Here is a 26,050-nt window from a genome sequence, read left to right as displayed (position 1 = left end):
AGGCGGAGCCGGCGGTTCAGGCTGTGGCGTGCATCCCGTGACGACGATCAGGCATGCTGCGATCGCGACCGTTTTTCGCGCCTTCGAGAATGTCCCCACTGGCTCAGGGTAAGCGACGTCCTCGCTCTTCCCTTGGTCGTGCGGTTGGGGTGACTGGATGGAGTGGTCGCGGTTCCCTCCGCTGAGGCCAGCTAGGGGCTACAGCGCCTTGCTAGGGTCCGGACTTATGGATGAGCCCCGAAAGCGCGGACATCCGCTCGTCGTCGCGGGAGCGACGATCGCGGCTGCAGCCGTCCTCTGCGCTTTCGTGTACTACGCCGATCTGGCCGTCTTCCGGACCGAGGGGGACGTGCCGGCGGCCTCGGCCATCGACTTTCCGGCCGGAAGCGAGCTCGTCAGCGAGACCGTCGAGTGCGCCTCCGGTGGATGCTGGCGGCTATTCTCGGTGCGCCCGCCCGACGCGACGACTCCCGAGCAGCTGTCGAGCGAGCTCGGAACGACGCCGCAAGCGCGCATCGCAGGAACGCTTTGGGACCCGCGCACCATCACGGTCAGTTCCGCCATCGAGGGACCTCTCCTGAAGGTGCGGGCCGATTACTGGTCCCAAGAGTTCATCCCGTAACCACGCGCGCGAAGCGCGGTGCACCGTCGGCGTGACACGGACCAAGGAACGGGCGCTGCATCCGTTCCGTATGGGGATGGTTCACCGGCACGCAGGGTTCTAGTTGTCCTTGACTCTGCGACCCGCGCCGCGCCCGTCTCCGCCGGCAATCCAGTCGTTGACCGCTCGAGCTACGTGAGTGTTGTGACTTGCGGCCCATGAGGGATCGTTGGATGCGGATGTGAAGGCGATCATCGGTGTGTGCCGGATGCGGCCGTGACGGTCGCGCCAATGCAGGACCATCAAGCCGGCTTTTTGGCGCACTTGGATGGTCTGGTCGCGAGGGACGCGTCGGGACCACCAGACCCCGTGGACGGTGAGGTCGTTCTCTCGCAGGCTGACGCCGCTGAAAACAACCCACCGCGCAGCGAGCGATATGACGACCGCGAAGATGACGATGAAGACCAGCTGCTCGTCCAGCGCGAGGCCGGGCTTCCATACTGTCGCTGCCGGCACGCAGATCAGAGCTGCGGGCAGGAGTATGCCGAAACGGAGCTGGATATTCGGGCGAAACCGCACGAGCGCTGATTTTAGGGGGCGCCCGCCCGTTCGTCGTTCCGCACAGGGGTCGTTCAGTGGCCGGTTAGCGGGCGGGTGCTGCTCTCGCGCGCGCTGTGCGTCGCGGCCCAGAGCAGGGCGGCACCGGCGGCCCCCGTCGGTCTGTCGCGTGAGGCGTCAGCGAAGTCTCCGTTTCTCGACCGCATCGCCACAGGCCGCGTGTCCACAGCGCGTGACGCCCCGGCTGCGGATTACGGCTAGCAGCTAGCGAACGCCGCGGGCACGCTCGTAGCACCGGTAGAGCACGATCGCGCCGACGGCTGACACGACGAGTCCGATCAGAAAGCCCACGAGCAGGACCGGGCTGAGTTGGCCCCCGGTCTGATCCAGGTCCGCACGAACGCCGGCCTGAAACCCCGACACCGAGCAGAGGAAGGCGATCACGACACCCGACGCGAGCAGGCTCACGCCCTTGAGCACTTCCACCATGACCACCCCCGGTCGTGAAGCTACCGCAGAGTGTTCCATTCCGCGACCGCCTCGCCCCGTAGGAGGATCGTTCAGCGGGCTGCTGAGCCGGCGGGTGCTGCTCTCGGCCGCGCTGTGCATCGCGGCCGAGAGCAGGGCGACACCGGCGGCCCCCCGCCGGTCTGTCGCGTGCGGCGTCAGCGAAGTCCCCACTTCTCGACCGCACCGCCACAGTAGAGCCCCGGCACGCTGCCCGAGCGTCAGTCGAACTGGACGCTGCTGCGCAGCTCGCCGCCGCTCCACGTCTCGAGAACCCACCGATCGGGTCCGGGCGATGCGCCGGCCATGGCCCGTGCCGTGTCCCGTGCTGCTTCCCGGGCCCGCTCCGCGTAGCCGTAGACCCCGATGACGTCCGACGTCTCGGCCCAGAAGTCGCTCCGCAGAAGGAGGTAGTGCTCGCCGTCGATGCTGATCCTCACGCCACGGGTCCTCGCTGTTCGCGGAACGCCACAGGTGATCCGGCGCGAAGTAGCAGTCCGGTGGCGCGCGTCCCGAACAGGGATCTCTGACCGGCAGAGGGGCTCTCCGCTATGTCGTCGCTCGATCTTCCTGCGACTCGGTGATGAGCTCCTGCTTGCGTTCGGCTCTGAACGCGACAACGGTCCCTGCGAGAGCGAGTGCGGCGGCTGCGGTGAAGAGGGCCGTGGCGTCCCACCTGTAGTAGTGAATGGTCGTGCCTGGTGAGGTCTCGCTGGCTGCGTAGGTGCAAGACAGGGTATTGCCGGGCTGCGTCCAGCCGTCCCCGGTGGTGTCGTCCAGTACAGCGTCGTCGGGGTGGATCCGCACCGTTGAGTCGTTCGGAATTTGCTGTCTAAGCAGAGCTTCGACTAGGCGCTGATTTTAGCAATGGATGATACTAAGAAAGAAATCCCGAGAACAAGCATTGCTATAGAAACAAATAATACGGTGCCCGGGGTTGATGACCTGGCGACACGTTCCGCCCTGTTCCCGTAAATTCTCCGTATCATCCTCGCGTTGAAGCGCGCGTAAGCCTTTCCTTTCCATGCCAGCAATATTGCGGCGGCAACGAAAATAATGCCCGCTACTAGTTGAATATATCGTTCGTCCATTGGTTCTACTTTTCTTCTGCTCGTAGGGACAACACACTCGTCGCCACAGGAGAAACCCGAAGCGGCGATTCTGTTGCCGGCCGCCCGCTCGCCGCCAGCAGTTCTGGTCGTGGGAAAACCTAGCTCTTCCGGCACGCCTGATGAGCTGCGCGGAGTTGGACCCAAGCAGTGGGCGGTGTAGCTCGACATGTCCCGTACGGGGATCGTTCACCGCGTCAGTTGTGGTCTTCGGTAATGAGGGCTGCTAGCTCGTCGCGGGTCAACGATTCGACGGGCGCGTGCTCGACCATCGCTGAGTAGGTGCCGTCCGCCTCCTCGTAGCTGCCGGCGCCTCCGCCGAGGAGGTACGGGCGTTCGCCGTCGGAGAGGAAAAGGAGGTAGGAGGTTCCGGGCGCGAGCAGGGGTTCCTGGGTGGTCGTGTAGAGAACGCCGTCCATGACCCCGCCGGTCTGGGTGATCGTGATCTGCTCTTCCGCTGCTCCCTTGTGAACGACGGTCACTTCGAGCTGGACCTCTGTGGCAGCGATGGCGCCCTCGCGGGCTGCAGCTCGTTGTTCCTCCTCCGACAGGTCACTCAGCGGGTTCACCAGTGGGTCGTCGCCCTCGTAGGTCGGATATTGGATGACATCGCTGGTCGAGACGGCTGTGCCTTCGATGATGCGATCAGCTTCCTGCACGAGTTGAGGCAGATCGTAAAAGGGGTACTGGACGGCCATCTGCGCAGTCCGCTCAACGACCGGCTGCTCGGGAGCGCCGGCACAGCCGGCGAGGAGGGTGATCGGCAACAGAAGCGACATCGCGACTTCCGCTACGCGGGCAACTGCCTTGGACTGCATGCGCATCACCCTCTCACGAGAGATGATCCAGATCGGGGGCATCAGCCGTCCCGTATCGGGATGGGTCAGCGGTTGCGGGCAAGCCGGTTCAGCTCGAGAGAGGGCGTCCGGCGTCAGTCGTCGTCGGACCCGGCCCGAACACGGAGCCAGAACGCCGCTTCCCACGCCGCAGGATCACGGTCGTAACGCTCCGCCTCAGTGACGTACTTGTCATGTGCGCGCTGCGCGGACTCGTGGTTCCACTCCCTGATCGCGGCGTCGTTGAGAAGCTGCCCACCGAAGTGCACGATCTCGTCTCGGTAGTCACCCATCGCCTCGTTCATCCACTCTCCGGGGTCGGCGGCCTGCGTGTGAGTGGCGAGATACGCGTTCCATCGCGCGTCCAGCTGAGCCCGAAGCGGGTCCGGGTCGCGGTCGGGGGATGAAGGCTGCTCCATGACCGGAACCCTACGACTCGGTCTTCGGCCGCATCGTTCTCGTCCCCGTGGCGAGCGAGAGGCGGAGGAGGACCGCCCAATTCCACAGGGGTGCTTCAGCAGGTGGACGAGGGCGGTCCTAAGATTCGGGGGTGGGCATCACCATTCCCCGCATGGCCGCGACGATCGAGCGGCGTCTTCTCGTCAACTTCCGGGTGGACCCCGTCGTGATTGAGTCTCTGCTGCCCGAGGGGCTCCGTCCGCAGATCGTCGACGGGAGCGCGGTGGCGGGCGTCTGCCTGATCCGGCTGGGAAATTTCCGGCCGATGTGGGTCGCACCGAGGATCGGCCACCGGAGCGAGAGTGCGGCCCATCGAGTGGCTGTCGAGTGGGACGGGCCCGACGGGATCCGGACCGGAGTGTTCATCCCGCGCCGGCACAGCGCTTCGCGTCTCGCCCAAGTCGCGGGTGGGCGGGTGTTCCCGGGCGTCCATGAACGCGCTCGGGTGAGATCCGTCGAATCGGACGACGACCTGAGTGTGACCGTCGACGCCGCCGATCTTCGTGTCGCTGTCGACGCCCACGTTGTCCCGCCCGAGACGTTCACGAGTTCACTGTTCGCCGACCTGTCCGCGGCGTCCGATTTCTTCCGGAAGGACGCTGTCGGCTGGTCGCCGACGCGAGCGGGGCGGCTCGAGCCGCTTCGGCTGGACACCCACGCCTGGCGCGTGGAAGCGGCTCGCACGACGCGTGTCCAATCGAGCTTCTTCGACGCGCTCCCCACCGGCTCCGCTTCGTTCGACCACGTACTGGTCATGCGGGATGTCCCGGTGGTGTGGAGCAGTCTTGGAGAGGCTGCGCCTGCCGCTCGGCCTTGACCGGCGGGTGCGGAGCATGCGGTCACCCATCCTCCGCGGAACGGTCGGCGGACGGGTGCGGAGGGGTCACCGTTCGGCGTCGCGCTGTACTTGGTGCGCCTCATCACCGGCGGCCGCGCTTGGGGTGTTGCCGCGGGCGCGCTGACGGCCGCAGTCGCCTTCGCATCGAAGCTCCGGCGAGCAAGGCGGACGAGCGCGATCTGGCGTCTCGTAAGGGGATCCTCGAGCGGAGAGTTGCGAAGCGGATCTCGTCTGAGACGATCGGCTCGGATCGGACACCACTAGGCATGAGCACGCCACCGGAAGCAGCAGCACTCGCGCGAGACGCTGCGGCGCGCACTGATGACGCCGCCCTGATGGACGGCGCGAGGCCAGGCGACCGGGCTGCGTTCGGCCGGCTCTACGACCGGCACGCGGCGACGACCTACCGCTACGCCCTCAGCATCGTTCGCACGCCCAGCGACGCCGAGGACGTCGTGCAAGACGTATTCCTCACCACGTGGACGCGGATCAACGACGTCGCGATCGTGGACGCATCCGCCCTTCCATGGCTGCTCACCACCGCCCGGTTCACCGCGCTGAACCTCGTCCGAACCAAGACCCGTGCACGGAACCGCACCGAGGACGCGGACCCGTCCCTGCACCCGGATCGACGTGGCACCCCTGACGAAGAAGTTGCGAGGCGCCAGCTCGCCGCGGCGATCGAGGAAGCCGTCTCCGAGCTCTCCGACACCGATCAAGCGCTGTACTACCTGTGTATCGAGCAGGGCAGCAGCTACGCCGACGCCGCGAAAGCACTCGGCTCCACCCACGGCGTTATCCGCAACCGGCTCAGCCGGCTCCGGACCGCGCTCCGCACCACCCTGCGCCCCTTTGAAAGGGAGAACTGATGACCCACGACCTCGGCCCGACCACGGGACAGCTCACCAGGATGCGCGCCACCATCCTCACCGACATCGCTGCCCGCCACCGCTCCACCAAGCGCCGCCGCCTCGTCGGGCTCGGCCTCGCGGCCGTCGTCGCGATCGGCACCAGCGCCGCCGCGATCACCGTAACGCAGGCTAGCAACGACGAAGCCAACACGAGTTTCGACTGCTACTCCGTCGCCGACGTCCGCGCGGACCACACCACGAGCATCCTCGTGGACGACGACCGCAACGCATTCGAGCTGCTTCCACTGTCCGAGCGGGTCGCCGCCGCCCTCGAACGATGCGAAGCGAGCTGGAGCGCCGTCCCCGACGAGCCCTACCCGGGAAGCGGACCCATCAACGTACCTAACCCGACGGTCTGCGTCCTCGCGGACACCAGGCTCGGCGTCTTCCCGAACAGAGCGGGCCAGCCCACTGGCCCCTTCTGCGAAGGACTCGGCCTGGCAGCGCCGGCACTCGCGGCATCTGCCGACTGAGCCATCCCACGGAAGGCGTTACGTCCCGTAAGAGGATCGACTGGCGGGCTATTCCTCGATCGGTTCAGCGCCCTCGAGCGGAGTCAGCGTCGCCCAGAATCCGTTCCCGGAACTGAGGTACAGGCGGAGGGGCTGGTCGGTGTCCATCGGGTCTCCGTCCGGGTAGAGGTCGGTGCCGCTGCACGCATCAGGCATCGACACGACGCGGATTGTCTCTCCTGCAATGAACGGTCCCTTCTCTGTCTCATCCACGGTGACCATGTATGCGGATGCTGCGACGCTGAAGACGCTCTGAGTTCCCGAGGCGCGAGGGGAGGCGGTCGTGATGACCGCTTCGGCGACCTCGTAGCGGGCTTCCGCGGATCCAAAATACGCCCAGCCCGGGCATCCCGACGTCTGCACCGCCGGCGCGCAGCCGGCGGCGGTGAGCAGCGCCGCTCCGGTTGTGAGTGCGGCAGCAACTCGAATGCGGTGACGCGAACCCGAGGTCATGCCGGTGACGCTACCCGCTCAGCTCCGTCCCATATGGGGATCGGCTAACGAGACCGCGTGCCGTACAAGGCGCTCTTCACTCCCCGCCGTTCACTCACCGAATGAGCGAACAAGCTGTGCCCGTCGACGTTCTGCGCGTGCACGGTGCGTCACCGCTGGCGCGATGATGTCGTGCTCGTCGTGGAGGGCGATCCGCGCGTGGTGTCGGTTAATCTCGTCGCTGTCCTCTGCGATGAGTTCGATTGCTCGTCTGGGTCGGTCGGCGCGGAATAGTACTGCCCAGCGCACCTCGACCGACCGGTCGCGCGCCAGCCGGAGCAACTGCTCGTCATTGGGGTACTGGAGTCCGCCCTCTGCGGCTCCGGCGCGGACGGCGCGATCGCGGTCGGTGATGAGACGCTCCATCTGTGTCAGGGAGATGCGGGGGTTGCGCGCGCACATGCCGCGGACAACCGGTGACGGGTCGGTGAGAAGCGACTCGAAGATCTCCAAGTCGTCGGTGGTCTGAGCCGTCCGGCCACGAGTCTCCCCGAAGGGATCCGCCGCGAGTGTTCTCTGTACCGCAAGGGCGAGCGACCTTTGGTCGTCGTCCGCGTACAGGTGGGCAAGGATCGCACGGACCCACTTGTCCGTTGATTTCGCCGCGATCTCGTGGAGTTGCGGGCGTTCACGAAGGCTGCTGGCGGCGGCGAGGCGCACGGCGTCGACGTCATCAGCGAGGAGACGCCCGATCGTCAGGTCATCCGCAGCGGCGTTCTCGGCAACAGCGATGCGCACCTGTTTCGACTCGTGCCCGGCGAGTGCCCGCAGGAGCACAGCGTCCACCGACGACTCTGCCCGAAACTTTGCCGAACGAATTGAGGGCATGACCACGATCATGTCAGCAGGCGTCGCGGTCGATGCGGGGGAACCAGTCCCGTACCAAGGCGGTAGGAGTTTCAGTCTCGATAGCCGATCGTGCACCGGACGGATTCGTTAGGGGTTCTCGCTCGCCGGCCCTTCTGTGTCAGCGAGGAAGGCGGCGGCGAGTCGAGCGACCTTCTGGCGGTATCGCTCGCCGGCTCCGATGCCTCGCGCGTCGAGCTCGTCATCGACCTCGACAAGCGGCTGCGCAGCTGCCGGTCCGTCGTGACCGATCCGGTCGTGCACCCAGGATGAGAAGGAGCGGAGATCCCAGTCGCCGGTGAGGAAACGACGGCATGCGACGCGCAGCGCGAGAAGCGGGATCTCCTCACCGTCCCGATCCAATGGCCGCGCGCCCGCTTCGATGAGTGCCGCCGAGCTGAGGTCGAAGACGTCGGCGGGAGTGGCGCTGGAGTAGAGGGACGCGAGAGCGACAAGGGACTCGCTGTCACTCCCTGCTGCGACGAGATTCGCTGCCAGAGCGATCACGTCTCGGGGCTGGACCAGCCCGAAGAAGAGAGCGGCTGTCGTTTCGCGCAGGGTCGGGATCGAAGGGTCATCACGGTCTTCTGCATCGTCTCGCATCCGACCTCCTCCGACCAGTCGCTCGCTGCCGCCCCGCGCTGCTGTCGCGGCGGCGGCGTCAGCGCGACTCGACACGTCGATCGGAACCGGTCGGTGACAGGTCGGCCCGTGGCTGAACCCGTGCTCGAGCTCGTAGACGCATTCCGAGCAGACGTGACCGCCGGCCGGTCCGGCATCCGCGACGTGCTCCACCCACGGGTGAGAGCACGCGCAACAGGCCTCAGCGAGCAGGGAGCGGAACCGAGCGCGGCGCGAACGGCGCGCGTCAGCTCGCGGGCGCCAACGCGAGAGGCCGAACATCCCGTGAGCGTAGCGAGCGCATCGCCACGCCGTCGCGCGCTCCGCCGTGCTTCCATCGCTTCTGGCGTCCCGTAAGGGGGTCGCTGAGCAGGAACTTCTCGAGTCCCGCGGTGCCGATGATCGGTGCCGTGTGGCGGTACCGTCGTTGCCCCTTTCGTAGAGGACCTCTGTGATCACCGTCAGCAGGTCAGGGTGAACCTGACGAGCTGGAGACCAACGCTCGTCGCAGTGATGGCAGCGAACGCGATGAGCGACGCCGCCGGACGAGACGGCACTCTGCGTCTCTTGGACAGCATGAGGATGCTGGATGCGCCGAGCGCCCAGGCAGGTGTGCTGAGTGCGGCGATGAGGAGCAGGACGGGTCCGCCTGTCGGAGGCGGTCCAGGGTCATCCATCTCCGCGAAGCCCATCAGCCCGGCGATGAGGATCGCTAGTCCCGAGAACGTCACGATTCCGAGGATCGCTGTGAGGAGGAGGGCGTAGGGGAGCGCGGTCGACGTGAGCGCACGCGCGGTCTTCGCCGCCGCATAGACGGATCCTCCGATAACGAGCAGGGCGCCGAGGTACCAGGCTGCTGCGCTCAGCGGGATCTCGCGCGGCCGGCAGTCCGTCATGGCTGGTGAGGCGAGGGTCAGCAAGCTCGCGCCGGCCTGAACGAGAAGCGCGGCGACAACGGTGAGAACAATCGCCGTCGCACCGTCGATCCGCCTCGCGCGCAACCGTGCATCGTTCTGCTGGTCGGTCATGGGCTCGAGGGTAGCTACCCCAGTCGGATAAAGAGGTCTAGTGGAGGCGGCCGCCCTCCATGGGACCGTCAACCATGCGTCCGGTAGGGGATGCTCCACCGCGACAGATCCACTGTCTTGACGCAGGCACGAACGTGCTCACTCATCGCCTCATCACCATTGACGGTCCCGTGAGGGATCCCTGGCCGGCTGATGAGGTCGTGCTGTGGCCGGATTTAGCTGGTGAGTTGGCGGACTTGTTCGATGGAGAGCTGGCGGTCGGCGTAGAGGACGATTCGAGCGGTCGGGTCTGGGCTGTGCGCATCCGGACCTTCCCACCTCCGCTGGAGGCCGAGTCGCTCAATCGTGCGGCGGGAGCGTGCGTTGCGTTCTGCGACGACCGCGGTGATGGGCAGCTCCGGTCGGAGTAAGTGGGCGAGTTCGATGCCGGTGAGGGCGACTTCCTGCGCGTAGCCCTTGCTCCAGTGGTCGGGGTGGAGGGTGAACGCCACGTTCCAGGCCGCGTCGGAGAGGAGGGTGCATCCGCCCATTCCGATCAGATCATGGTTGTCGGTGGGGGAGTCGCGCCGGCGGATCACCCAGCTGCTGAGTCCGTCTTGTGTCCACTGGGTCCTCCGGTACGCGATGACGGCCCGGGTCTGATCGGCGGAGAGATGGAGGAGGAGCGGATCTTCTTCCGCGATCCGCGGATCGGTGTAGAGGCGGGACAGCTCGTGGAGGTCGGTTTCGGCGGGCCGGCACAGTCGGAGTCGGTCGGTGAGCACGTCGAGGTCCCCTGGGGCGCAGGCCTGTCCGTCGCTCACGATCATGGGACGAGGATTCCACGTTCCGACCACTCGACCAGCGTTATGTGCGCGTGCGATCCGTCGCGGGAGGCCGCCCGTACGGGGACGGGCTAGCGGTCAGTCCTGCGCAGTGAACTCGATCTCGGGTGCTGCCCCGTCCGACAGGAGGAAGTAGCCGATGAACACGACGTCTTCGCTCGTGGTGTCGAACTTGGAGACGATGACCCCGGCAGGCTCGTAGAAGACGTCGCCGGCGCGAAGGGTGGTTTGTGCCTCCTCACCGATCTGGAATGTGACCGACCCCCTTTCGATGGCTCCGAAGACAGGGCCGTTGTGAACGTGAGCACCGCCCTTCGTGCCAGCTGCGATTGAGATTCGGCGCACCTCGACGTGGGACACGTCCATGCCGCCTGCAAGCGACTGGTGGAGAAGAGTTGATCGAGTGATGGGCGATTCAGTCATGGTCACAGCCTGGTCGGACGGATCGCTCAGACGTGGGTCGTCGGACTCAGGAAATACGGCTCGCAATGTGCGGTTCTCGCCAACGGCCGCGTGGTCCGACACCCCCGCCGCTGCCGGAACTTGTCTCGATAGCCGATGGGCTAGCGCGTCAGACCCAGCGTTTCTCTGCAGACCTAAGTGCTCGTTCCGAGGGCTGCGGGGACAGCAGGTCACCGAGCTCGCGCTTCGCCTTCTGGTACCGACTGCGCGCCGTTGACGGCGGGACGGAGACGATCTGAGCTGCCTCGCTGAGAGAGAAGCCGTCCCAGTGCACCAGTCGCACGAGCTCTGCGAGCTCTGGAGCGAGCTTGTCCAGAGCTGCCCGTACGTCGAGGGCGATGTCGGAGGGTTCTGCGATCACGACGGTGGGGTCGATGGTGCCGCGGAGCTTCTCGGCGAGGAGGTCTTGGCGCCGGCGGGTCCTGCTGGTGTTCAGGACGACGTTCCGCGCGACCCCGAACAGCCAGAGGCGGGCGTCCTCGTCTGGCAGGGGCATGGATGACGATCGGCGCCACGCGATCGTCATTGTCTCGGAGAGCGCGTCGGGAGCGTCGTCGGCGCCGACTCGGCGTTCGAGGTAGTTCAGAAGGTCACGGGCTGTGGCGTCGAGGATCGTGACCACGCGATCGGCTCGGGTGTCGCGGCGGCTCACTGGGTGCGGTCTGCCTGGGTGAGGTCTGCGCAGTCGTCCTGGCTTCCGAAGGAGAGATCCGATCCGGTGACGGGATCGACCACTCCTCGATCTTCGAGCTCGTCCCAGACGACGTTGATGATCGCGCCCTCCACGGCTTGGCGGTACAGCTCATCTTCGGAGTACAACTCGGTCGCGGGCACCACGGTGTCGCCGTCGTCGCCGCGGACGGTCACGTCCCGGGCGACGATCCGAGCAAGCTCGCCGTCGACGTCCGCGAGGGCGAGCACGTCGGTGGTGCGAAGCACGTCCTGCATCTCCTTGATGTCCTCCGGGTCGCCTTCCTTGGCGACGCTTCGGAGCTCGCATTCTCTTCCGCTGGGCAGGGTGAAGTGGACAACGGAATCCGGATTCGCCACCCACGGCTCCCACCCCGAGAGCGTCGCTGCCGCTGCTGCACCCGTGCCGCCCAGCGTGAGAGCGACGACGGTCCCGATCACGAGCGCACGAGGCGTCGCCTGTCGCCTGCCGCGTCGCGCGTTCCACTCCGCTCCGCGAATCATCTCTCGAAGAGAGGAGTCGGAGACGGCTTCCGCCAGTGGGGTCGGCGGCGCCGATTCGTCCAGGAGCGCGTTCATCGCCCGATCGCTGCCCGCGTCGTGAGGTTCGGTGGTCATGATCTGCTCCTGTGCGCTCGAGTGGCCTTCACTCTGTACATGTCCGGCAGGACCCCGAATTGACGACGCGACGATGGAATCAGTCGAGAGTCTGTCCCGTAAGGGGATGGCCATCTGACGGAGCTAGACCTCGGCTTGGAGTTCCGACTTCAGCTGTTGTCGAAGTCGCGCGTATCGGGTCCGGATCGTGGAGGGGTTTTTCTCGAGGATGCGTGCGGCTTCTTCGAGGGTGAAGCCTTCCCAGTGGACCAAGCCGATGATGTCGCGATCAACGGCGGGCAACCTCTCGATGAGGTGGTGGAGGTGCGCGCTGATGTCGTCCAGCTGGTCGTGGGCCGGGTTGTGAACGACAATCTGGTCTCGGAGGCGGTCAACGAGGCTGGTTCGGCGGCGATTCGAGCGGTGGTGAGTAGCGAGGACTCGGCGTGCGACCCCGTAGATCCAGAGCGTCCCTTCGTTGCCGGCGGGTACGTCTTTCGCGCGGCGCCAGACGGTGAGCATGGTCTCGCTGAGGAGGTCGGGGGCGTCATCCAGGGGAGCTCGGCGGGAGAAGTAGCGCAGTAGCGGTTCCGCCTGGGCGAGAAGCAGGAGCTCCACCCGTCTGGCGCGCTCGTCGTCGCCTCGCCGCGTCGAGGAGGCTTTCGATGACAGCTGGTCGTCCAGGGTCACCGCAGTTCTCCTTCGCAGTCGGATTCGGCTCCGCTCAGCATGTCCTCGGGCACCAGTTCGTCGGGGACTTCGGCCCAGATCACCGTGGTCAGAGCCGCCCCGAACGAGAACTTGTCGAGGTTGGCCTGCGTGAGGCCGGCGGCCTCTTCGCTGTTCCGTGGGATGTAGGGATGTGCGAGGGCTTCTTCGTAGACGCGCTGGCCGATCCCTGACCAGTCGTGCTCAGCGATGAAGTCCTTTACCGCTGCCGGGTCGCTCGTGCCGCCGATGCCGGCCTCGACCGCGTAGTGACAGCTGACCTGTCGACCCGAGTCGGTCGTGTAGTTGATCGGGACGATCGCGTCCGCATCGAATCCCACGGTGAAGACGACGGCCCCGGCTGTCGTCGCGGCGAGGACACCGATCACGGGGAGGATTAGAAGCGGGCGACGCCACCACGGACGCCGTGGTGTCGCGCTCTCCGCGGTGGCGGACACCAGGTCCTCAATAACAGTGCGAGACGCGAGCCCACCTATCGGACTACGTCCCGAGCGGGCCAGGAACTCATCGAATCCGTCGTCGTCCATCGTTTCCTCCTCGAGCAGACCTTGCTCTTCACTATGGACATGGCCGGTCGGGCGCGGAACGTCTCAGGAACGCCGTCCAAGTTCTAAATGGTTGGCTTCCGCCGCGCGGCCGACGTCCCGTATGGGGATCGCTAGCCGGACGTCTTGCTCTTCACCCTGCGTCAGGGACGACGGCGGCGGATATCCGCCGCGTCCGTTCGATGATCAGGATGTCGGTGACCCGGATGCCGAGCGCGGTGAAGAAGCCGGCGACCGCGTTCCAGTAGAGAGTCCAGAGGATGAGGCCGCCGACTTCGTTCTGGTCGTACCCGGGCGGAGCCCAGTCGGCGTTCGCGGCGTGGACCTGCCAGATCACAGCGAGGGCGATGCACAGCAGGCACGCTCCGAGGCCGAAGGCGAAAAGGATCTTGCTCCCGGAGTTCGTGCAGCCGAATCTCCACAGCACGTTCCTGAGAACGATGAGCGACACGGGGATCGCTCCGAGCGAGAACGTCCATTGCTCCCACGTCACGAGAATGCCCCCGTCTCGCAGCGAGCCGGATCGTCGGCAGGTGCCGTCGTCACTCTGCAGAGAGCGGGGGAGTGGTCGCGATCATTTCAGGAGAAGGCGTCTCGTAACCGCCGATGATGAGCGTGCTGGTGTCCGTCCAGCTCGGCTCGGAGTACGCGATCGGCTCGGGGCTTCCGGCGCCAGGTTTTGCGCTGGTGATCCCGATGGCCACCGCACCCACGGCGAGGAAGCCGGAGACCAGCGCTGCAACCGTCACGGTCAACACGGTGTTGCGAAGCGTCTGCATCGTGCTGCCCCTCGAGTAGGTCGAATGGTGGGGAGCGTACCAGCGCAGGTGCTGGCGACGCCGTGCTACTGATCCCGTATGGGGATCCCCACGCGGGACGGTCGGATCACCGGGGTTGATCCGCCCCTCCCGTACAGGGCTGGATCAGCCCGTCAAAGGGCGCCCGTGGATTGTCTGGTCGCGAACGCGAGGTTGAGGAAGGGTAGATCGTCGCGTGCGATGACGGCCGTTATGTGGCGACCCTCGAGTTCGGCTCCGATACCGAGGACGTGAGCGTCGGTATCAAGTAGAACCCCGTTTTCCGGTCGGCTGTCGACGCTGACTGCCACGCCACGCTCGACCGCAGCCGCGGTCGCTCCGCCTAGCAGTTCCCCTGGCAGCGTCCCTTGGACGCGCGTATCGCGGAATCGGTTCCTCAGCACGTGATTCACATGATCCGTCAGCGTTGATTCGATCGTTCGTGGACCGGGGTCCTTCGGGTCGATGAGCGTCGTCAGCACTGCTTCCCAGAGCATCGGGAACTGGAGTCGAGCTCTTATCTCCACGAGTCGTGCGGGAAGGGGGCGCACTGGTGGTTCGTCGAGCTGAGTGCGCAGCTCGCTGCTGATGTCGGCCAGGTTGGCGGGATCGTCTCGGTTCTCCGGTCGGCGCCAGAGGGTGTAGGTGATCGCCGCGGAGAGGTAGCGGCTCTGCTCGTTTGTGGTGTGCACGATCGTCCCTACAGCGATCTCTTCGACGGAGGGTTGCTGCTGCAACGTGAACAGCGCACCAGGGAATCGAGTGGTCACTTCATCAAGCGACGGCGGGTACGGGTCCTCAAGGCTGGAGTGCACGGCCTCAGCCTGTTCGAGCCACGGCAGCTTCGCAACGGGTCACTGGATGACGGAGTGGGTAGCCGCGTCGATGTGCTCTGAGCCCGATCCGCTCCGGCCTCGTTCAAGCACGTCAGGACCATGGAAGACGCCTGTCCCGTAAGGGGATCGCTGGCCGTGCGTCTGAGAGGATCAGCGCATGTTGCTGGACGCCGAGCTTGCCGCAGCGCTCGAGGCCGTCGGGGTGCGGCGGCGTCATCCGGTTTCGGAGTACGACTACCGGATCGATGACGTGCGGCTGGTCGCTGGTTTGCTCGACTTTCGGCTCTGCATGTGCTCATCCAACCCGGAGCCCGCTGCCCCGCCAAGGCTTCGCGTGGTTCGGGTCGACGTCGCCCCGGGCGGGCACTGCTGGGCGGCTAGCTGTTTTCTCGTGTCGCCCGGCCGGGGTGGAGGTGCTGCTAGTTCTCCGAGCTTGCAGAGAGGGTGGAAGTCGTTCCTGGTGGGCGGTAATTGCCGGCGAGGTGGATGAGGTTTCGGGCTGGCATCCAGCCGTGCTCGCGGGTCTCGGTGTGGTTGAGGGTCTCCACGAACAGCTCGAAGTCTCGGTCGCCCTTCGTGTCGTGAATCCAGGCCAGGACCTCCTCGACCGAGTCGGCGTCCGTGATCCGCTGCGGGTCATGGGTCACCGCCAGCTCGTCATCGGCGCCAATCCAGAAGCAGACCCAATAGGTCAGCGGTTCCTCGCGCTGCGCGTCAAAGAACGCTTCGTTCCATTCGGCTCGCATCAGCCCTCCCGTGTCCATCTTGAAGATAGCTCTACCAGCGCCGCGGCGTCCGTTGAGGGGTCGTCAACCGGTCGCCCGCGAGTTGCGTACGCCGCTGTCGGTCCTCGCAGTCGCCTGCACACCTCTTCGCGTCACCGCGGCACTCGTGCAGACGACCGTGAGCATTTAGATGTTCAAGGTCCCCTGCACATGCGACGCGGGCGCCACTGAACCGTTCCGTAAGAGGATCCCTGCACGGTCACTAGTCGGCGCAGCTATCGCCCCCCTCAGCCGCCGGTGGGTAGCTGCGGCGTCTCGAAGAAGAGGTACGGCAGGAAGTGGAGTGTCACGGAGGCGGCGATGCCGATGACCGGCACGATCCAGTAGCGCTGGCGAGGGTGAGCGAGTCGGCGGACGGTGATGAAGGCGACGACGGGTGTCACGAGGACCGGCACCCATGCGCCAAGCGTTGCCCACTGCACGGCTGGTCCGAAATCGCGCAGGTCCTGTGCTTCATCGAAGGCCGGGTGCATCAGGTTGCCGTAGTGCAGCAGCGTGAACGGGACCAGGGCGACGGCGAGTGCGAAGTGAACGACCGCGAAGACACCGATTCGGAAGCGAGCGCGGTCGAGGTCTATTGCGAAGGCCGGAGAGGTCACGAGCGAAGACTAGCCAGTGAGGACGGTCTGCTTGCTAGGCAACCGCGAGAGGTCCGCCCGCCGATCGAGGCGTCCGTATGGGGATCGCCCTCCGGGCGGCGGCCCTAGCGAGGATCGAGGCCCTGGAACGTGTTGGGGAAGTTGTCGAGCCAGCGCCATCGGTCGATCGGCCACGTGATCGCGACGGCTCGGCCTGTCACGTTGTCGATCGGGACGAAGCCCTTGGAGGGCGTGCCCTGTTGGAGGCGGGAGTCGGCGGAGTTCCCCCGGTTGTCGCCCATCACCCAGAGCCCATCAGGGGGCACGGTGACATCGAACGGGATGCTCGACGCGGCCGGGGCATTCTCGCCGTCCTTGATGTACGAGGCCTCATCGAGGGGCTGCCCGTTCACGGTCATCTGCCCCAACGGCGTGCAGCAGACGACGTGATCGCCAGGAAGCCCGATCAGCCGCTTGATGAGGTGATCGTTGGTCTCCTCGGGCGCCAGTCCCACCGCCTGCAGCGTGTTCTCGAACAGCCCGGCGATGGACGTGTCCTCGGTCTGCAGGACGGGCTGAAGCCATCCGCCCGGGTCCTTGAACACGATGACGTCTCCGCGGGAGAGGGGCACGACATCGGGGACGAGCTCGTTGACGATGATGCGGTCGTCCTGCACCAGCGTGTTGTTCATCGATGACGACGGGATGTAGAACGACCGCACGAGGAACGTCTTGACCAGGCTGGAAACCAGAACTGCTACCAGGACGATGACCACCACGTCTCGAAGGAACAGCAGCGCCCCGTGCCGCCGCCGCTGCGGCGGGCGTCGGCTGGTCAGGGGCACGGACTCAGCCGGCGTCGTCATGCTGAGAAGGCTACGTCCGCCGGTCCTGCTTGAAAGACCACCGAGGTGTGACCGGTACCGATCTGCCGGTGTCGATAAGAGCGAACTGACGCTGAGCCCATGCGCCCGCGGACGCGACGGTGGCACAAAATTTTCGAGCGTCCGCGTTTTCGAGGCCGCCGCGACATGTGCTGTGTAGAGGCGAAATTGGAGGGCCTGCGTTGAATCACTTCACCACTGTCGAACTGGACAGCACCAACCCGTACCCGAGCCTGCCGCCCCAGTGGGGCGAGGAGGCAGTCAAGATCATGCTCGACGCCGAACCCACTCGCGCGGTCCGTCGCAGACGGCGGCTGTGGACGGCATCTGCGCTGGCCGGGCTGGTACTGACGGGCGGGGCCGGCGTCGCAGTCGCCGCTCCACTACTGAATCGTCCGGTGCTTATGGGCGAGGTGATGCCGTACGTCGTGACCGTCGACGGCGAGTCGTGCTCTGCGACGATCCAGGTGCAGCCCCTGGACCCCGCGAACCGGGCGCTGAACACCCCTGAAGGGATGGCCGCGGCCGAACAGGCGCTACGCGGGCTTGATCTGGCCAATCTCGATATCGGATCGGCGCCGGAGTTCATGTTCCCGCCGAACACTCCCAAGCCTGCTGTTCAGCAACGCTGGAGCGGGATCTCATCCGTGGCGTTGCAGCTTGTGAGTCAGCAGCTCAAGGACCAGGGCTTCACCGAAGAGGTGTCGATGGCTTCATCGATCGACTGTGGAAGCGATTGATGCGGACCGCTGACGAGCGAGCACGCATCCTTCGCACCGCGATCGAGGACAACGCCGCGGACCTGCTCGCGTACCTGCTCCGGCGTACCTCGAATCACGAGGACGCCGCCGACCTGCTCGCAGAAACCGCGGAGACGGCATGGAAGCGCATCGCGATCATGCCCACCGACCCTGTCCGCGGCCGCATGTGGCTCTTCGTCACTGCCCGCCACAAGCTCGCAAACCATCAGCGGAAAAAAGTCGGGCAGGACCGCCTGACGACGGCCCTCGCGGACGACCTCCGCCAGAACGGTCAACAGCTCCCGATGCCATCCGATGACCAGATTGACGTGCAGAGGGCCGTGCGCTCGTTGCCAGCGAAACTCAGAGAAGTCATCGAACTCGTTCACTGGGATGGATTCACTGTGACCGAAGCGGCGCGAGTTCTCCGCCTGCCGACGTCCACCGCCCGCACCCGCTACGCCGCCGCGATCGTGCTGCTGCGCCAGACGCTCTGTGACCACGACACCGAACAGCTACCGGATCTCGCCGCATCGAGATAGCTGAACCTGCCACCTGCTGGCCGCCCCACTCGGCGCAAGGAGTGCGCAGTGTCGTTCCGTGAAGGGATGGTCGGCCGGTCACTCTGATGCTTCGACGCTGCACCAGTACTGCAGTTCCGCTCCGTCGCGGTAGAAGTAGTTGAGGCCAGTGAAGCCGTGCCCGCCTCCGAGGTCGTTGCGCAGAGCGTCCGCGTTCGCGTACTGGTACAGCGTTCGCAGCAGCCGGTTCCCACGCAGGTCGGAGACGTTGACGCTGACGAAGTGACCTTCCGGAGCCTCCCCGGAGTACTCGAGTTTCAGTTGCAGGTTGGGATAACTCAGCGAAGGGCCTTCGAGTAAGTACATGCCGTCGCACCGCTCGATCACGATCCGATCAGCGAAGGCGTCGTCGTTGCTGCCGGCGCGAGGACGGTAGTACGTGGAGCAGGTGATCGATGCGGGCAGGTCAAGCGTTGAGGCGGGACTGATGATGCCTGCCTGTCGATGGTGTCGAAACGGAGAGTCCACGACTGGAGCCTAAGCACCATCGGCAAGTTGAAGCATCCCGTATGCGGATGGGTGGCCGGTCACCCACTGAGCAGCCTGGTGGCTGTGGCGTGTTCGGCGCAGTACCGTCAGCGAATGTTCTTCCACTCGAGTAAGCGCGATTCGCCGCAGTTGCGTCCTGAGCTCGAGCGGTTTCGCGAGGCTGTCGCTGAGGCGTCATTCGAGGGTGGTCTAGCGGGCTACTTCTCGGTGCAGGTCGGTGCTCACCTCGCGGCCAGCGGCCCGTGGTGGAGGCGGGAGCTGAGTGATCCGCGATGGGGGATCGCGTGGACGTTTTTCTATGAGCCTGCTTTCGATGAATCCCATCCGCGCGTGGGCCCGCCGTACGAGGACGGTTTCGAGCTGGGTGATGAGTCGGTCTTCGATGAACTACTCGGAGGTTCGGTCGACGTCCGGGGTCGGGTGTACTCGCTGCGTTGGATCGACCGCGCGAGCGAGCCGGAGCTGTGGGCGGACAACTACGGGTACATGCCAGCGAAGCCCGGAGTTGGAATCCCTGTACGCGTGTCGAGAGTGCGTCGTCGAGACCGTTGAGCCGGATCTCTCGTCGGCAGGCGGCGTCCCTTATGGGGATGGTTGGCCGGGCGCCTAGACGTCTGCGGGCGGCGGTATCGTCCCGCGAAGCCTGTGGCGGTGAAGCTCGCACCGTCGATCATTACTCCGACGTTCGGGCCGGAGGACATCAGCGCGGGATGTTCCTACTGCGCTCGGAACTGGCGCTGGTCGCTGCAGTAGCAGTGATGGCCGCGAGCGGCTGTCCTGCGGAACGCTGCCGCCCGCGCCCGCGCGCGGCGCATCCCGCGCGCCGGGCTGGTGCGGGGAACGGCCCTCCCGCAGACGCCAACTTGCAGCTCGCTGCCACGAACACTGTCCCACTGATGATCTTCGAAGGGCATGCGTGTCCCGCTGCCAAGCCCGGGTGTCGGCAACACCCAGGGTTGTATTGCCGAGCTATGCGGAGTAGACCTAGACGTGCACGACGACCGCTCACAAGGGGTGAGCGCGGGGACTTGGATGAAGGTCGTAATAGTCATGCACACCTCACGAAATCGGTCCGCTGGCAAAATCGCCACGGTGTTCGTTGCGCTCGTCCTGGGTACGGTTGTCGCACCTGCCGCTGCGTTGCGGAAATTCCCGGTTCGGACTGAATCACATCATCGCTCGCGGCCACTTTGACGCGGACACCAACTTCGATATTCAGCAGACACTCAGCTACGGCCTCTACGCACCCGGGAGCTCAGGCTCTAAGACGCTCTACGACGCGAACTGCACACCCGTCTACTTCGTTCTCTTCGGATATAACGCCTACAACGGCTCCGATGCCCTCGCTAACCCCATCGGCATCGTCAACGCCTACAAAATCGACAGCACCATAAACACCCGATCTACCAGCAGCACCACCGCCGCACCCATCATCCAACCGCCCTACGGGACCGGATGCCCCGTCTACACCCCGATCGAGAACGATTGACCGACACCCGCGACCTCGCCGACGTCGTGGGGTGGATGCGCCGCCACTACTCCACCCCGTACGACGTCATCGCGGCTACCGCAACCCACAGCTCAAACGGATGGAGCGTTGACACAACCATTCGAGCTACACCCACCTCCACTGACGAGGTAGTGAATCTCGACCAGTGGGACCCTGCCGCAATCGATTCCCTGACCACCGGAGGCGACCTTGCAGTCGAAGCCTTCGCGCTAATCTTGCACGCCAACCTCATCGAATGGTGGGATACGGAACGACCGAAAACGTCGACGCGATACTGAACCACTAAACAATGTGACGAATCAAGCATAAGATCCGAGCAGACACCCCCTGCGAGGCGACGGACGGAAAGCAGCTGATTGCTCCGTTGAGCGGCTCTTCACCGGCACGCCGACAGCATCACGGGCCGCCGACCGACTCGACCCTTCCCTCGGCAGCTCCCAGAACCGCGCCACCCCGGGCACGCTGCTTCAACTTCGATCCCATCGCCAACACTCCGACTCACGGTGGTATTGCAACGACCGGCTGAACCCAAGTCCCCCTAACGGACACCTCCGGAGTAGATGAGGACAGCCGCTCCGGCGTCGAGGAGCCTCTCCGGCCCCTGTTCGATGCGCGAGGATTTGGACATGCGTACCGATAGGGAATCGCTCTCCGCGTCGAGCGGGAGCCTCGCGCCCGCAGCGCGAGGCTCCTCTGACCCGGCCCGGCTCGAACGGGCTGCCACCCTCACCGTGCTGCGGGCAGGACACCCCTTACTGGATTAGGGGTGCCTTGGGCGGGCGCATTCGACGGTAGTGCGGCGCGAGCCTCGGAGGGCTAGTGCGTCGATGCGTCCGGCGTCCGATGAGGGGTCGTCATCCGTCCGCCCAGGATGGCCGCGCATGAGACCGGAATCTCGCGGCGCTGTTTGTCGCAATAGACCCGCCCGATGAAATGCCCGATGATGGGGCGTCAACTGACACACTGAGCGCATGGCAGCTCTCGTGGGATACGCCCGCGTCTCAACCGACAAGCAAGATGCGACCGCGCAGCGCGACGCACTCCGGGCGGCCGGCGTCCCATCCGATCGGATCTACGTCGATTCCGGTCTGACGGGCCGGAACCGCGAGCGTCCCGCGCTGCGGGAAGCGCTGGCGGCATGCGACGCCGGATCGACTCTGCTCGTGACGAAGCTCGACCGGCTCGCGCGGTCCATCACAGACGCTCGCGACATCGTTGATGAGCTGACCCGCCGCGGCGTGAAGCTCAGCATCGGGGGGTCGGTCCATGATCCGGAGGATCCGATCGGCCGGCTGCTGTTCAACGTGCTCGCGATGGTCGCGGAGTTCGAGGGGGACCTGATTCGCGCCCGCACGCGTGAGGGGATGAAGGTCGCGAAGGCCAAGGGGCGTCTGCGTGGCCGTCAGCCGAAGCTGTCGCCGAAGATCGAGGCGCATCTGGTCGCAGAGCATCGTGCCGGGAACTACACCGTTGCCGAGCTCGCGGCGGAGTTCAAGGTCGCGCGTTCGACGGTCTATCGGGCGGTGCAGCGGGCTGATGCGCGCGCCGCTGGGGCCGTCGCCCTGGCGCTGTCGACGGAGGGCGCGTGATGTCGGGGGCGGAGAGGGAACCTGCGTTGGTGCCGGGGAGGGTGGAAGTGCTGCCCGGGTGGTCTGCGCGTACACGTATTCTCAACACCGGGTGGGGAACGCTCGCCCAGGCGATCGCCTGGATCTGGCTCGTCATCGGGTTCGCGGTCCTTCCTCCGGGATCGCGTCTGCCCCTTTTCGTGCCGCTGGCGCTGTTCTTCGCCGCTCTCGCTTGGTCAATGATCTGTCTCGCGATCGGCACATCCAGGGTCACCGCTGAGAAGGAAGCCGGTTACACGACCCTGGGGTTCGGGCGCATCACGGTTCCTACGGTGGATTCGAGAACCGGTGTCATCCTGCGGGAGGCAGGCGAGCCGCATCTGGACTGGAAGACTGCGGCGCTACTTCGGCGACAAGCGAGGAACAAATGACCAATGCCGTGACCGTTTCTGCGATTCCTGCTCTCCGGGTTCGTTGGTTTCCGCTCGTGCTCGCGGTCGGTGCCGTCGTCGCGCAGCACTTCTTCGTTCTGAGCCGGAGCGGGTCATATTCGGTGGTCGCTGTCATCGATGGGGCTCTAGTGGTTTTGGCGGTGGGGCTCTTCCTCTGGGCGAGGGCGTCAGCCGGGCGCTCCGCGCGGAGGGTGGCGGAACTTGATCCCGGGACCTCGGGGGAGGCTTTCGCGTGCGTCTACCATCAGCACCTGCGGTCGCTGGTGAGGGGCTTGGACCCGGACGTCAGCATGGGGTCGTACCCGGTCGTTCACCTGGACGAGACCGGGCTGAGCATCCTGTCGCAGGCGAATGCGCGGCGGGTCACCTTCCCGTGGTCGCGAATCGCGTCCGTCCGGCCGACTCCGCTGCTCGACCGGTTCTTCACCCGGCGATCGATCGAGGTCGTCCTCGAGGAGGGCGGATCGGTCGTGCTCGCCCCCTACGGTGACCGTTCGTTCTTCGGTATGAAGGCCGCCGATGACGCGAGGTTCAGCGCGATCTTGACCGCGATCAGCTCGAGGTCCGTAGAGGGGCGGTCGGTCTGAGGCCCGGTTTGTGGTCGTAGGCGGACGTCATGAGCTTGTCGGAGGCGCCCGCGTCTCGACGGATAAGCAGGACGCGCAGGCGCAGCGCGACGCGCTGCTTGCGACCGGTGTGCCGGCGGAGCGGATCTACGTTGACCCGGCCTCACCGGCAGCAACCGCGAGGGGCCCGCGCTGCGCGAGGACCTGGCGGCGTGCGACGCCGGCTCGACTCTGTTCGTGACGAAGCTCGACCGGCTCACCCGCTCGACCACCGACGCACGCGACGTCGTGGACGAGCTCGCGCGCAGGGGAGTGCGACTGAATATCGGCGGGTCGCTGCACGACCCGAACGACCCGATGGGCCGGCTGCTGTTCAACGTGCTGGCGATGATCGAGGAGTTCGAGGGCGACCTGATCCGGACGCGCACGCGCGAGGGGATGCGGATCGCGAAGGCGAAGGGGCGCCTGCGCGGCCGCCAGCCGAAGCGCTTCCCGAAGATCGAGGCGCACCTGGTGGCGGAGTGCCGCTAGGGCAACTACATCGTGGCCGAGCTCTCGGAGCAGTTTGGGGCGACGCGCTCGGCGGTCTACCGGGCGGTCGAGCGCTCGAACATGACGGAGTTGCGCGCCGTCGACGTCACCCTTCCGCTCCCTGAGGGAGAGCAGTGAAGCCGAGTGCCCAACGGTCACTTGATGCGGCGCGTCTTCGAGGGCGGTCGTTGCGACCGACCGGCTCGCGGTGAGGCTCCTGGAGCCCCGAGCCGACCCGGATGAGGCGGGGGGCTCCCACGGCCCCGCTGCGCCTTTACAAAGGGCCTCCAGGCCGTCCGTCGACTAGTGAGGTCCGGAGGTTTCCTCCACCGTCTCCGGCGAAGAGGACTGCTGTGCAGTATCTCGAGTTCTCGTCGAATGGGCCGAGGTGTGCGGCCGGATTCCTAGCGCTCACGCCCAGACATGCGCGCGGAGACCCTGACCTGCGCAGCACGGTATCAGGCGACCCGCGGAGGTTTCCATCCGATGCGCCAGCGCTTACAGGTGGCGGCCTGGTGCGCCCGTCGAGGCGCCGGCCGGTCTGCCGGCCGTTGACTCGTCGGCCGGGTCCGGCACTCCACCGCCGACGCGTCCGCCGCTCAGTCGAACCGCGCGCCCTCCGGCCGCGGCGGCAGCACGAACAGGATCAGCAGGAACACGTAGCCGGCGATCGGCACGAGGATCGCGAGGATCCACAGCCCGCTGCGGTTCACGTCGTGCAGTCGCCGCCAGATCAGCGAGAGCGACGGGAGGAACGTCGCCAGCGCGATGGCGCCCGCGGCGAGCGACACCCAGAAGGTCTGGAACGGCGCGCCGCTCGGGTACGGCGTCAGCGTGAAGTCGAGGCGCCACGGACCGCCGTCGGCCAGCTGCAGCAGCGCGGTGAGGACGCTGCCGAGGAGGATGATCCACCAGTACTCGGCCCGGCTCGCCCTCCCGCGGAAGCGGAGGTAGTTGCCGAAGAAGCGGCGGAGCGCCGCCATCGGCGGAGCCCCGTAGTAGGGGAGGGTCAGCGGCGGCTCGAGGGTGCTCGGGCTCATCGGGTTCCGTCTCTCATCCCTCGACCGTATCCCCTGCTCCCCGCGGCGCCGCGTCGGCCGTGCGGACGACATCCCCGTGTTCGCGCCGGAGGAACGCCGCTGCGTTCACGAGGCCGAAGGCCGCCGTCTTCACAACGGAGGAAAAACGCTCCGACTCGAGCGTGAACGCGCGGATCGGCGTGCGCCGAAGCACGTTCTACCTCCGTTGTGAACACGATCAGCGAGTAGGGACCGCCTCCGCCCGCACCGACGCCGTCGCCCGGGCGTCGACGATCAGGCTGACGACGAGCCCCACCGCGACGATGACGATCGCGACCCACGGCAGCACGTCGAGCCCGCTCGCGTCGATCGCCAGTCCGCCGACGACCGCGCCGCCGCCGATGCCGATGTTGAACGCCGTCGTCTGGAGCGCCGCGGCGAGGCTCCGCAGCTGGAAGGAGGAGGTGCGCAGCATCCGGGTCTGCAGCATCGCCGGGATGCCGCCGAACGCGATGTTCCAGATCACGGCGGCGACGACCACGGCCGTGGCGGCGCCGGTGCCCGCGGCGACGGCCAGGCCCGCGAGCGCCAGCACGACCGCGATCGCGGCGACCACGAAGCCCGAGCGGGGGAATCGGTCGGTCGCGAAGCCGGCCAGGACGAGTCCGACCGCCCCCGCGCCGCCGAACGCGAAGAGCACGAGCGGCACCGTGTCGGGGGCGAAGGAGGCGTTCTCGAGCCAGGGCGTGATGTAGGTCGAGAGGGTGTTCTGGCCGATCAGCACCAGCAGGATGACGACGCAGACGCCGATGATGCGGGGGAGCGTCCGGTCCTTCCGCGCCGGCAGGCGGATCTCGCCGGTCCGCAGCGGGATGTGGTGGTCGACCGCGGGCAGGAACTTCACCACGATCAGCGCGAGCACGAGCACGACGCCGCCGAGGATCGCGAAGGTGGGCCGCCAGCCGAACGCGTGCCCGAGCGCCGTGCCCAGGGGGACGCCGAGGACGAAGGCCGCGGATCCGCCGCCCGCCGTGATCGCGGTCGCGCGGCCGAGCTGCTCCGGAGCGACGAGATGCGCGGAGTAGGCGGCGACGATCGCCCAGAAGAGGCCGTGGGCGAGCCCGCCGAGGATGCGCGCGCCGATGAGCAGCCCGAAGGTGGGGGCGAGCGCGGCGAGGACGTTGGCGACCGCGATGGTGCACAGCGCCACGAGGAGGAGGCTCTTGCGCGAGAAGCGCTGGGTCACCAGGGTCAGCGGAGTCGTCGCGACGACGACGGTCGCGGCGAAGATCGTGACGAGCTGGCCGGTCAGCGAGATGCTCACCCCGAGGTCGCGCGACATGTCGGGGATGAGCCCGGTCGGGAGGAACTCGCTCGTCACGGAGACGAAGACGGCGCCGGCGAGCGTGAGCAGGCCGATCCAGGGGAAGGCGGGGGCTTTCGCGGTGTCCTGAGGGTTCACGGTGTCCTGAGGTCGGGGGCGGGCTTGTGCGCCTCCGCCGACGCCGTGTTGATGATGGTGGCGCCCGCGGGCAGGTGCGGGAGGGCC

35 protein-coding genes and 1 pseudogene are annotated in these 26,050 nt (G+C 66.3%); 12 read left to right on the top strand and 24 right to left on the bottom strand.

Features of this window, described 5'->3' with window-relative positions; all coding sequences use genetic code 11:
- Positions 1-226: 226 nt before the first annotated feature.
- Positions 227-622 (top strand): hypothetical protein, encoded by a 396-nt coding sequence (locus C5C53_RS15640; protein WP_104333518.1) that lies wholly within the window; start codon positions 227-229, stop codon positions 620-622.
- A gap of 99 nt (positions 623-721) precedes the next feature.
- Here C5C53_RS15640 and C5C53_RS15635 read toward each other — a convergent pair whose 3' ends face one another.
- From C5C53_RS15635 to C5C53_RS15610, 5 genes are all read right to left on the bottom strand, one after another.
- Positions 722-1,180, bottom strand: a complete 459-nt coding sequence (locus C5C53_RS15635; protein ID WP_104261702.1) for a hypothetical protein — start codon at positions 1,178-1,180, stop codon at positions 722-724.
- Positions 1,181-1,423: 243 nt separating this feature from the next.
- Positions 1,424-1,648 carry a hypothetical protein gene (locus C5C53_RS15630; protein ID WP_146079300.1) on the bottom strand — a complete coding sequence of 75 codons (225 nt, stop codon included), beginning with the start codon at positions 1,646-1,648 and terminating at the stop codon, positions 1,424-1,426.
- Positions 1,649-1,887: 239 nt separating this feature from the next.
- A complete protein-coding gene (locus C5C53_RS15625) occupies positions 1,888-2,106 on the bottom strand; it encodes a hypothetical protein (RefSeq protein ID WP_104261700.1) in 219 nt (72 codons plus the stop codon).
- An 866-nt stretch (positions 2,107-2,972) separates the two neighbouring features.
- Entirely contained in the window at positions 2,973-3,593 is a 621-nt protein-coding gene (locus tag C5C53_RS15615; RefSeq protein WP_146084688.1) for a hypothetical protein, read from the bottom strand.
- 113 nt (positions 3,594-3,706) lie between these two features.
- Positions 3,707-4,030: a hypothetical protein gene (locus tag C5C53_RS15610; protein WP_104261697.1), complete on the bottom strand. Its 324-nt coding sequence runs from the start codon at positions 4,028-4,030 to the stop codon at positions 3,707-3,709.
- 131 nt (positions 4,031-4,161) lie between these two features.
- Here C5C53_RS15610 and C5C53_RS15605 point away from each other — a divergent pair, with 131 nt between their 5' ends.
- The 3 genes from C5C53_RS15605 (at position 4,162) to C5C53_RS15595 (ending at position 6,292) form a co-directional block, all read left to right on the top strand.
- Positions 4,162-4,887: a DUF2071 domain-containing protein gene (locus C5C53_RS15605; RefSeq protein ID WP_219813990.1), complete on the top strand. Its 726-nt coding sequence runs from the start codon at positions 4,162-4,164 to the stop codon at positions 4,885-4,887.
- Positions 4,888-5,174: 287 nt separating this feature from the next.
- A complete protein-coding gene (locus C5C53_RS15600; protein ID WP_104267957.1) occupies positions 5,175-5,777 on the top strand; it encodes an RNA polymerase sigma factor in 603 nt (200 codons plus the stop codon).
- A complete protein-coding gene (locus tag C5C53_RS15595) occupies positions 5,777-6,292 on the top strand; it encodes a hypothetical protein (RefSeq protein ID WP_104223349.1) in 516 nt (171 codons plus the stop codon). Before C5C53_RS15600 ends, C5C53_RS15595 begins: the two co-directional genes overlap by 1 nt.
- Positions 6,293-6,340: 48 nt before the next feature.
- Here C5C53_RS15595 and C5C53_RS15590 read toward each other — a convergent pair whose 3' ends face one another.
- The 16 genes from C5C53_RS15590 to lepB all read right to left on the bottom strand — a co-directional run bounded on the left by C5C53_RS15590 (position 6,341) and on the right by lepB (position 17,027).
- Entirely contained in the window at positions 6,341-6,784 is a 444-nt protein-coding gene (locus tag C5C53_RS15590) for a hypothetical protein (RefSeq protein WP_146076925.1), read from the bottom strand.
- Between the two features lie 90 nt (positions 6,785-6,874).
- On the bottom strand, positions 6,875-7,663 hold the full coding sequence (locus tag C5C53_RS15585; protein WP_104308778.1) for a hypothetical protein: 789 nt from the start codon (positions 7,661-7,663) through the stop codon (positions 6,875-6,877).
- 96 nt (positions 7,664-7,759) lie between these two features.
- On the bottom strand, positions 7,760-8,272 hold the full coding sequence (locus C5C53_RS15580; RefSeq protein WP_104223346.1) for a hypothetical protein: 513 nt from the start codon (positions 8,270-8,272) through the stop codon (positions 7,760-7,762).
- A gap of 479 nt (positions 8,273-8,751) precedes the next feature.
- Positions 8,752-9,318 carry a hypothetical protein gene (locus C5C53_RS15575; protein ID WP_104267956.1) on the bottom strand — a complete coding sequence of 189 codons (567 nt, stop codon included), beginning with the start codon at positions 9,316-9,318 and terminating at the stop codon, positions 8,752-8,754.
- A 215-nt stretch (positions 9,319-9,533) separates the two neighbouring features.
- Positions 9,534-10,127 carry a GNAT family N-acetyltransferase gene (locus C5C53_RS15570; RefSeq protein ID WP_104267955.1) on the bottom strand — a complete coding sequence of 198 codons (594 nt, stop codon included), beginning with the start codon at positions 10,125-10,127 and terminating at the stop codon, positions 9,534-9,536.
- Positions 10,128-10,220: 93 nt separating this feature from the next.
- Positions 10,221-10,565 carry a cupin domain-containing protein gene (locus C5C53_RS15565; RefSeq protein ID WP_146081573.1) on the bottom strand — a complete coding sequence of 115 codons (345 nt, stop codon included), beginning with the start codon at positions 10,563-10,565 and terminating at the stop codon, positions 10,221-10,223.
- Between the two features lie 148 nt (positions 10,566-10,713).
- A complete protein-coding gene (locus tag C5C53_RS15560; protein WP_146078957.1) occupies positions 10,714-11,226 on the bottom strand; it encodes an RNA polymerase sigma factor in 513 nt (170 codons plus the stop codon).
- Positions 11,227-11,252: 26 nt separating this feature from the next.
- Positions 11,253-12,026: a hypothetical protein gene (locus C5C53_RS15555; protein ID WP_146084687.1), complete on the bottom strand. Its 774-nt coding sequence runs from the start codon at positions 12,024-12,026 to the stop codon at positions 11,253-11,255.
- 9 nt (positions 12,027-12,035) lie between these two features.
- Positions 12,036-12,581 carry an RNA polymerase sigma factor gene (locus C5C53_RS15550; RefSeq protein ID WP_181065503.1) on the bottom strand — a complete coding sequence of 182 codons (546 nt, stop codon included), beginning with the start codon at positions 12,579-12,581 and terminating at the stop codon, positions 12,036-12,038.
- On the bottom strand, positions 12,578-12,988 hold the full coding sequence (locus C5C53_RS17215) for a hypothetical protein (RefSeq protein WP_181065502.1): 411 nt from the start codon (positions 12,986-12,988) through the stop codon (positions 12,578-12,580). Before C5C53_RS17215 ends, C5C53_RS15550 begins: the two co-directional genes overlap by 4 nt.
- Before the next feature lie 310 nt (positions 12,989-13,298).
- Positions 13,299-13,658, bottom strand: coding sequence for a hypothetical protein (locus C5C53_RS15545; RefSeq protein ID WP_104261694.1), 360 nt, complete (start codon positions 13,656-13,658; stop codon positions 13,299-13,301).
- 49 nt (positions 13,659-13,707) lie between these two features.
- On the bottom strand, positions 13,708-13,944 hold the full coding sequence (locus tag C5C53_RS16880) for a hypothetical protein (RefSeq protein ID WP_146081570.1): 237 nt from the start codon (positions 13,942-13,944) through the stop codon (positions 13,708-13,710).
- Positions 13,945-14,096: 152 nt separating this feature from the next.
- The gene (locus C5C53_RS15535; RefSeq protein ID WP_104267953.1) at positions 14,097-14,777 is read right to left on the bottom strand and encodes a hypothetical protein; all 681 of its coding nucleotides are present in this window, start codon (positions 14,775-14,777) and stop codon (positions 14,097-14,099) included.
- Between the two features lie 440 nt (positions 14,778-15,217).
- A complete protein-coding gene (locus tag C5C53_RS15530) occupies positions 15,218-15,562 on the bottom strand; it encodes a hypothetical protein (protein WP_104261691.1) in 345 nt (114 codons plus the stop codon).
- A 248-nt stretch (positions 15,563-15,810) separates the two neighbouring features.
- A complete protein-coding gene (locus C5C53_RS15525; protein ID WP_104248176.1) occupies positions 15,811-16,182 on the bottom strand; it encodes a hypothetical protein in 372 nt (123 codons plus the stop codon).
- A 104-nt stretch (positions 16,183-16,286) separates the two neighbouring features.
- Positions 16,287-17,027, bottom strand: a complete 741-nt coding sequence (lepB, locus tag C5C53_RS15520; protein ID WP_104261690.1) for a signal peptidase I — start codon at positions 17,025-17,027, stop codon at positions 16,287-16,289.
- 200 nt (positions 17,028-17,227) lie between these two features.
- On the opposite strand from lepB, the gene C5C53_RS15515 reads away from it, so the two are divergent.
- Positions 17,228-17,785, top strand: a complete 558-nt coding sequence (locus C5C53_RS15515; protein ID WP_104267951.1) for a hypothetical protein — start codon at positions 17,228-17,230, stop codon at positions 17,783-17,785.
- Entirely contained in the window at positions 17,785-18,327 is a 543-nt protein-coding gene (locus C5C53_RS15510; RefSeq protein ID WP_104261703.1) for an RNA polymerase sigma factor, read from the top strand. The genes C5C53_RS15515 and C5C53_RS15510 overlap by 1 nt, the downstream gene beginning before the upstream one ends.
- Before the next feature lie 78 nt (positions 18,328-18,405).
- Here C5C53_RS15510 and C5C53_RS15505 read toward each other — a convergent pair whose 3' ends face one another.
- Positions 18,406-18,834, bottom strand: coding sequence for a hypothetical protein (locus C5C53_RS15505; protein WP_146081568.1), 429 nt, complete (start codon positions 18,832-18,834; stop codon positions 18,406-18,408).
- Positions 18,835-18,948: 114 nt separating this feature from the next.
- Between C5C53_RS15505 and C5C53_RS15500 the strand changes: the two genes are divergently transcribed.
- The 6 genes and pseudogenes from C5C53_RS15500 (at position 18,949) to C5C53_RS15480 (ending at position 23,620) form a co-directional block, all read left to right on the top strand.
- Positions 18,949-19,407, top strand: coding sequence for a hypothetical protein (locus tag C5C53_RS15500; RefSeq protein ID WP_146081567.1), 459 nt, complete (start codon positions 18,949-18,951; stop codon positions 19,405-19,407).
- 568 nt (positions 19,408-19,975) lie between these two features.
- Positions 19,976-20,344, top strand: coding sequence for a hypothetical protein (locus C5C53_RS16875; RefSeq protein ID WP_146076920.1), 369 nt, complete (start codon positions 19,976-19,978; stop codon positions 20,342-20,344).
- 992 nt (positions 20,345-21,336) lie between these two features.
- Positions 21,337-21,954, top strand: coding sequence for a recombinase family protein (locus C5C53_RS15495; protein ID WP_104226408.1), 618 nt, complete (start codon positions 21,337-21,339; stop codon positions 21,952-21,954).
- Between the two features lie 41 nt (positions 21,955-21,995).
- Positions 21,996-22,364: a hypothetical protein gene (locus tag C5C53_RS15490; protein ID WP_146081566.1), complete on the top strand. Its 369-nt coding sequence runs from the start codon at positions 21,996-21,998 to the stop codon at positions 22,362-22,364.
- Positions 22,361-22,972, top strand: a complete 612-nt coding sequence (locus C5C53_RS15485; RefSeq protein ID WP_104226410.1) for a hypothetical protein — start codon at positions 22,361-22,363, stop codon at positions 22,970-22,972. Before C5C53_RS15490 ends, C5C53_RS15485 begins: the two co-directional genes overlap by 4 nt.
- Before the next feature lie 10 nt (positions 22,973-22,982).
- A pseudogene (locus C5C53_RS15480) lies at positions 22,983-23,620 on the top strand (recombinase family protein).
- Positions 23,621-24,081: 461 nt separating this feature from the next.
- Here C5C53_RS15480 and C5C53_RS15475 read toward each other — a convergent pair.
- Together C5C53_RS15475 and C5C53_RS15470 are read right to left on the bottom strand one after the other, a co-directional pair.
- Positions 24,082-24,522: a DUF805 domain-containing protein gene (locus C5C53_RS15475; protein ID WP_181127784.1), complete on the bottom strand. Its 441-nt coding sequence runs from the start codon at positions 24,520-24,522 to the stop codon at positions 24,082-24,084.
- 217 nt (positions 24,523-24,739) lie between these two features.
- Positions 24,740-25,963: an MFS transporter gene (locus C5C53_RS15470; protein WP_104267946.1), complete on the bottom strand. Its 1,224-nt coding sequence runs from the start codon at positions 25,961-25,963 to the stop codon at positions 24,740-24,742.
- Positions 25,964-26,050 lie beyond the last annotated feature (87 nt).

The sequence above is a fragment of the Rathayibacter sp. AY1E3 genome (assembly GCF_002932235.1).
Taxonomy (GTDB): Bacteria; Actinomycetota; Actinomycetes; order Actinomycetales; family Microbacteriaceae; genus Rathayibacter.
This window is presented reverse-complemented; position numbering and strand designations above follow the sequence as displayed.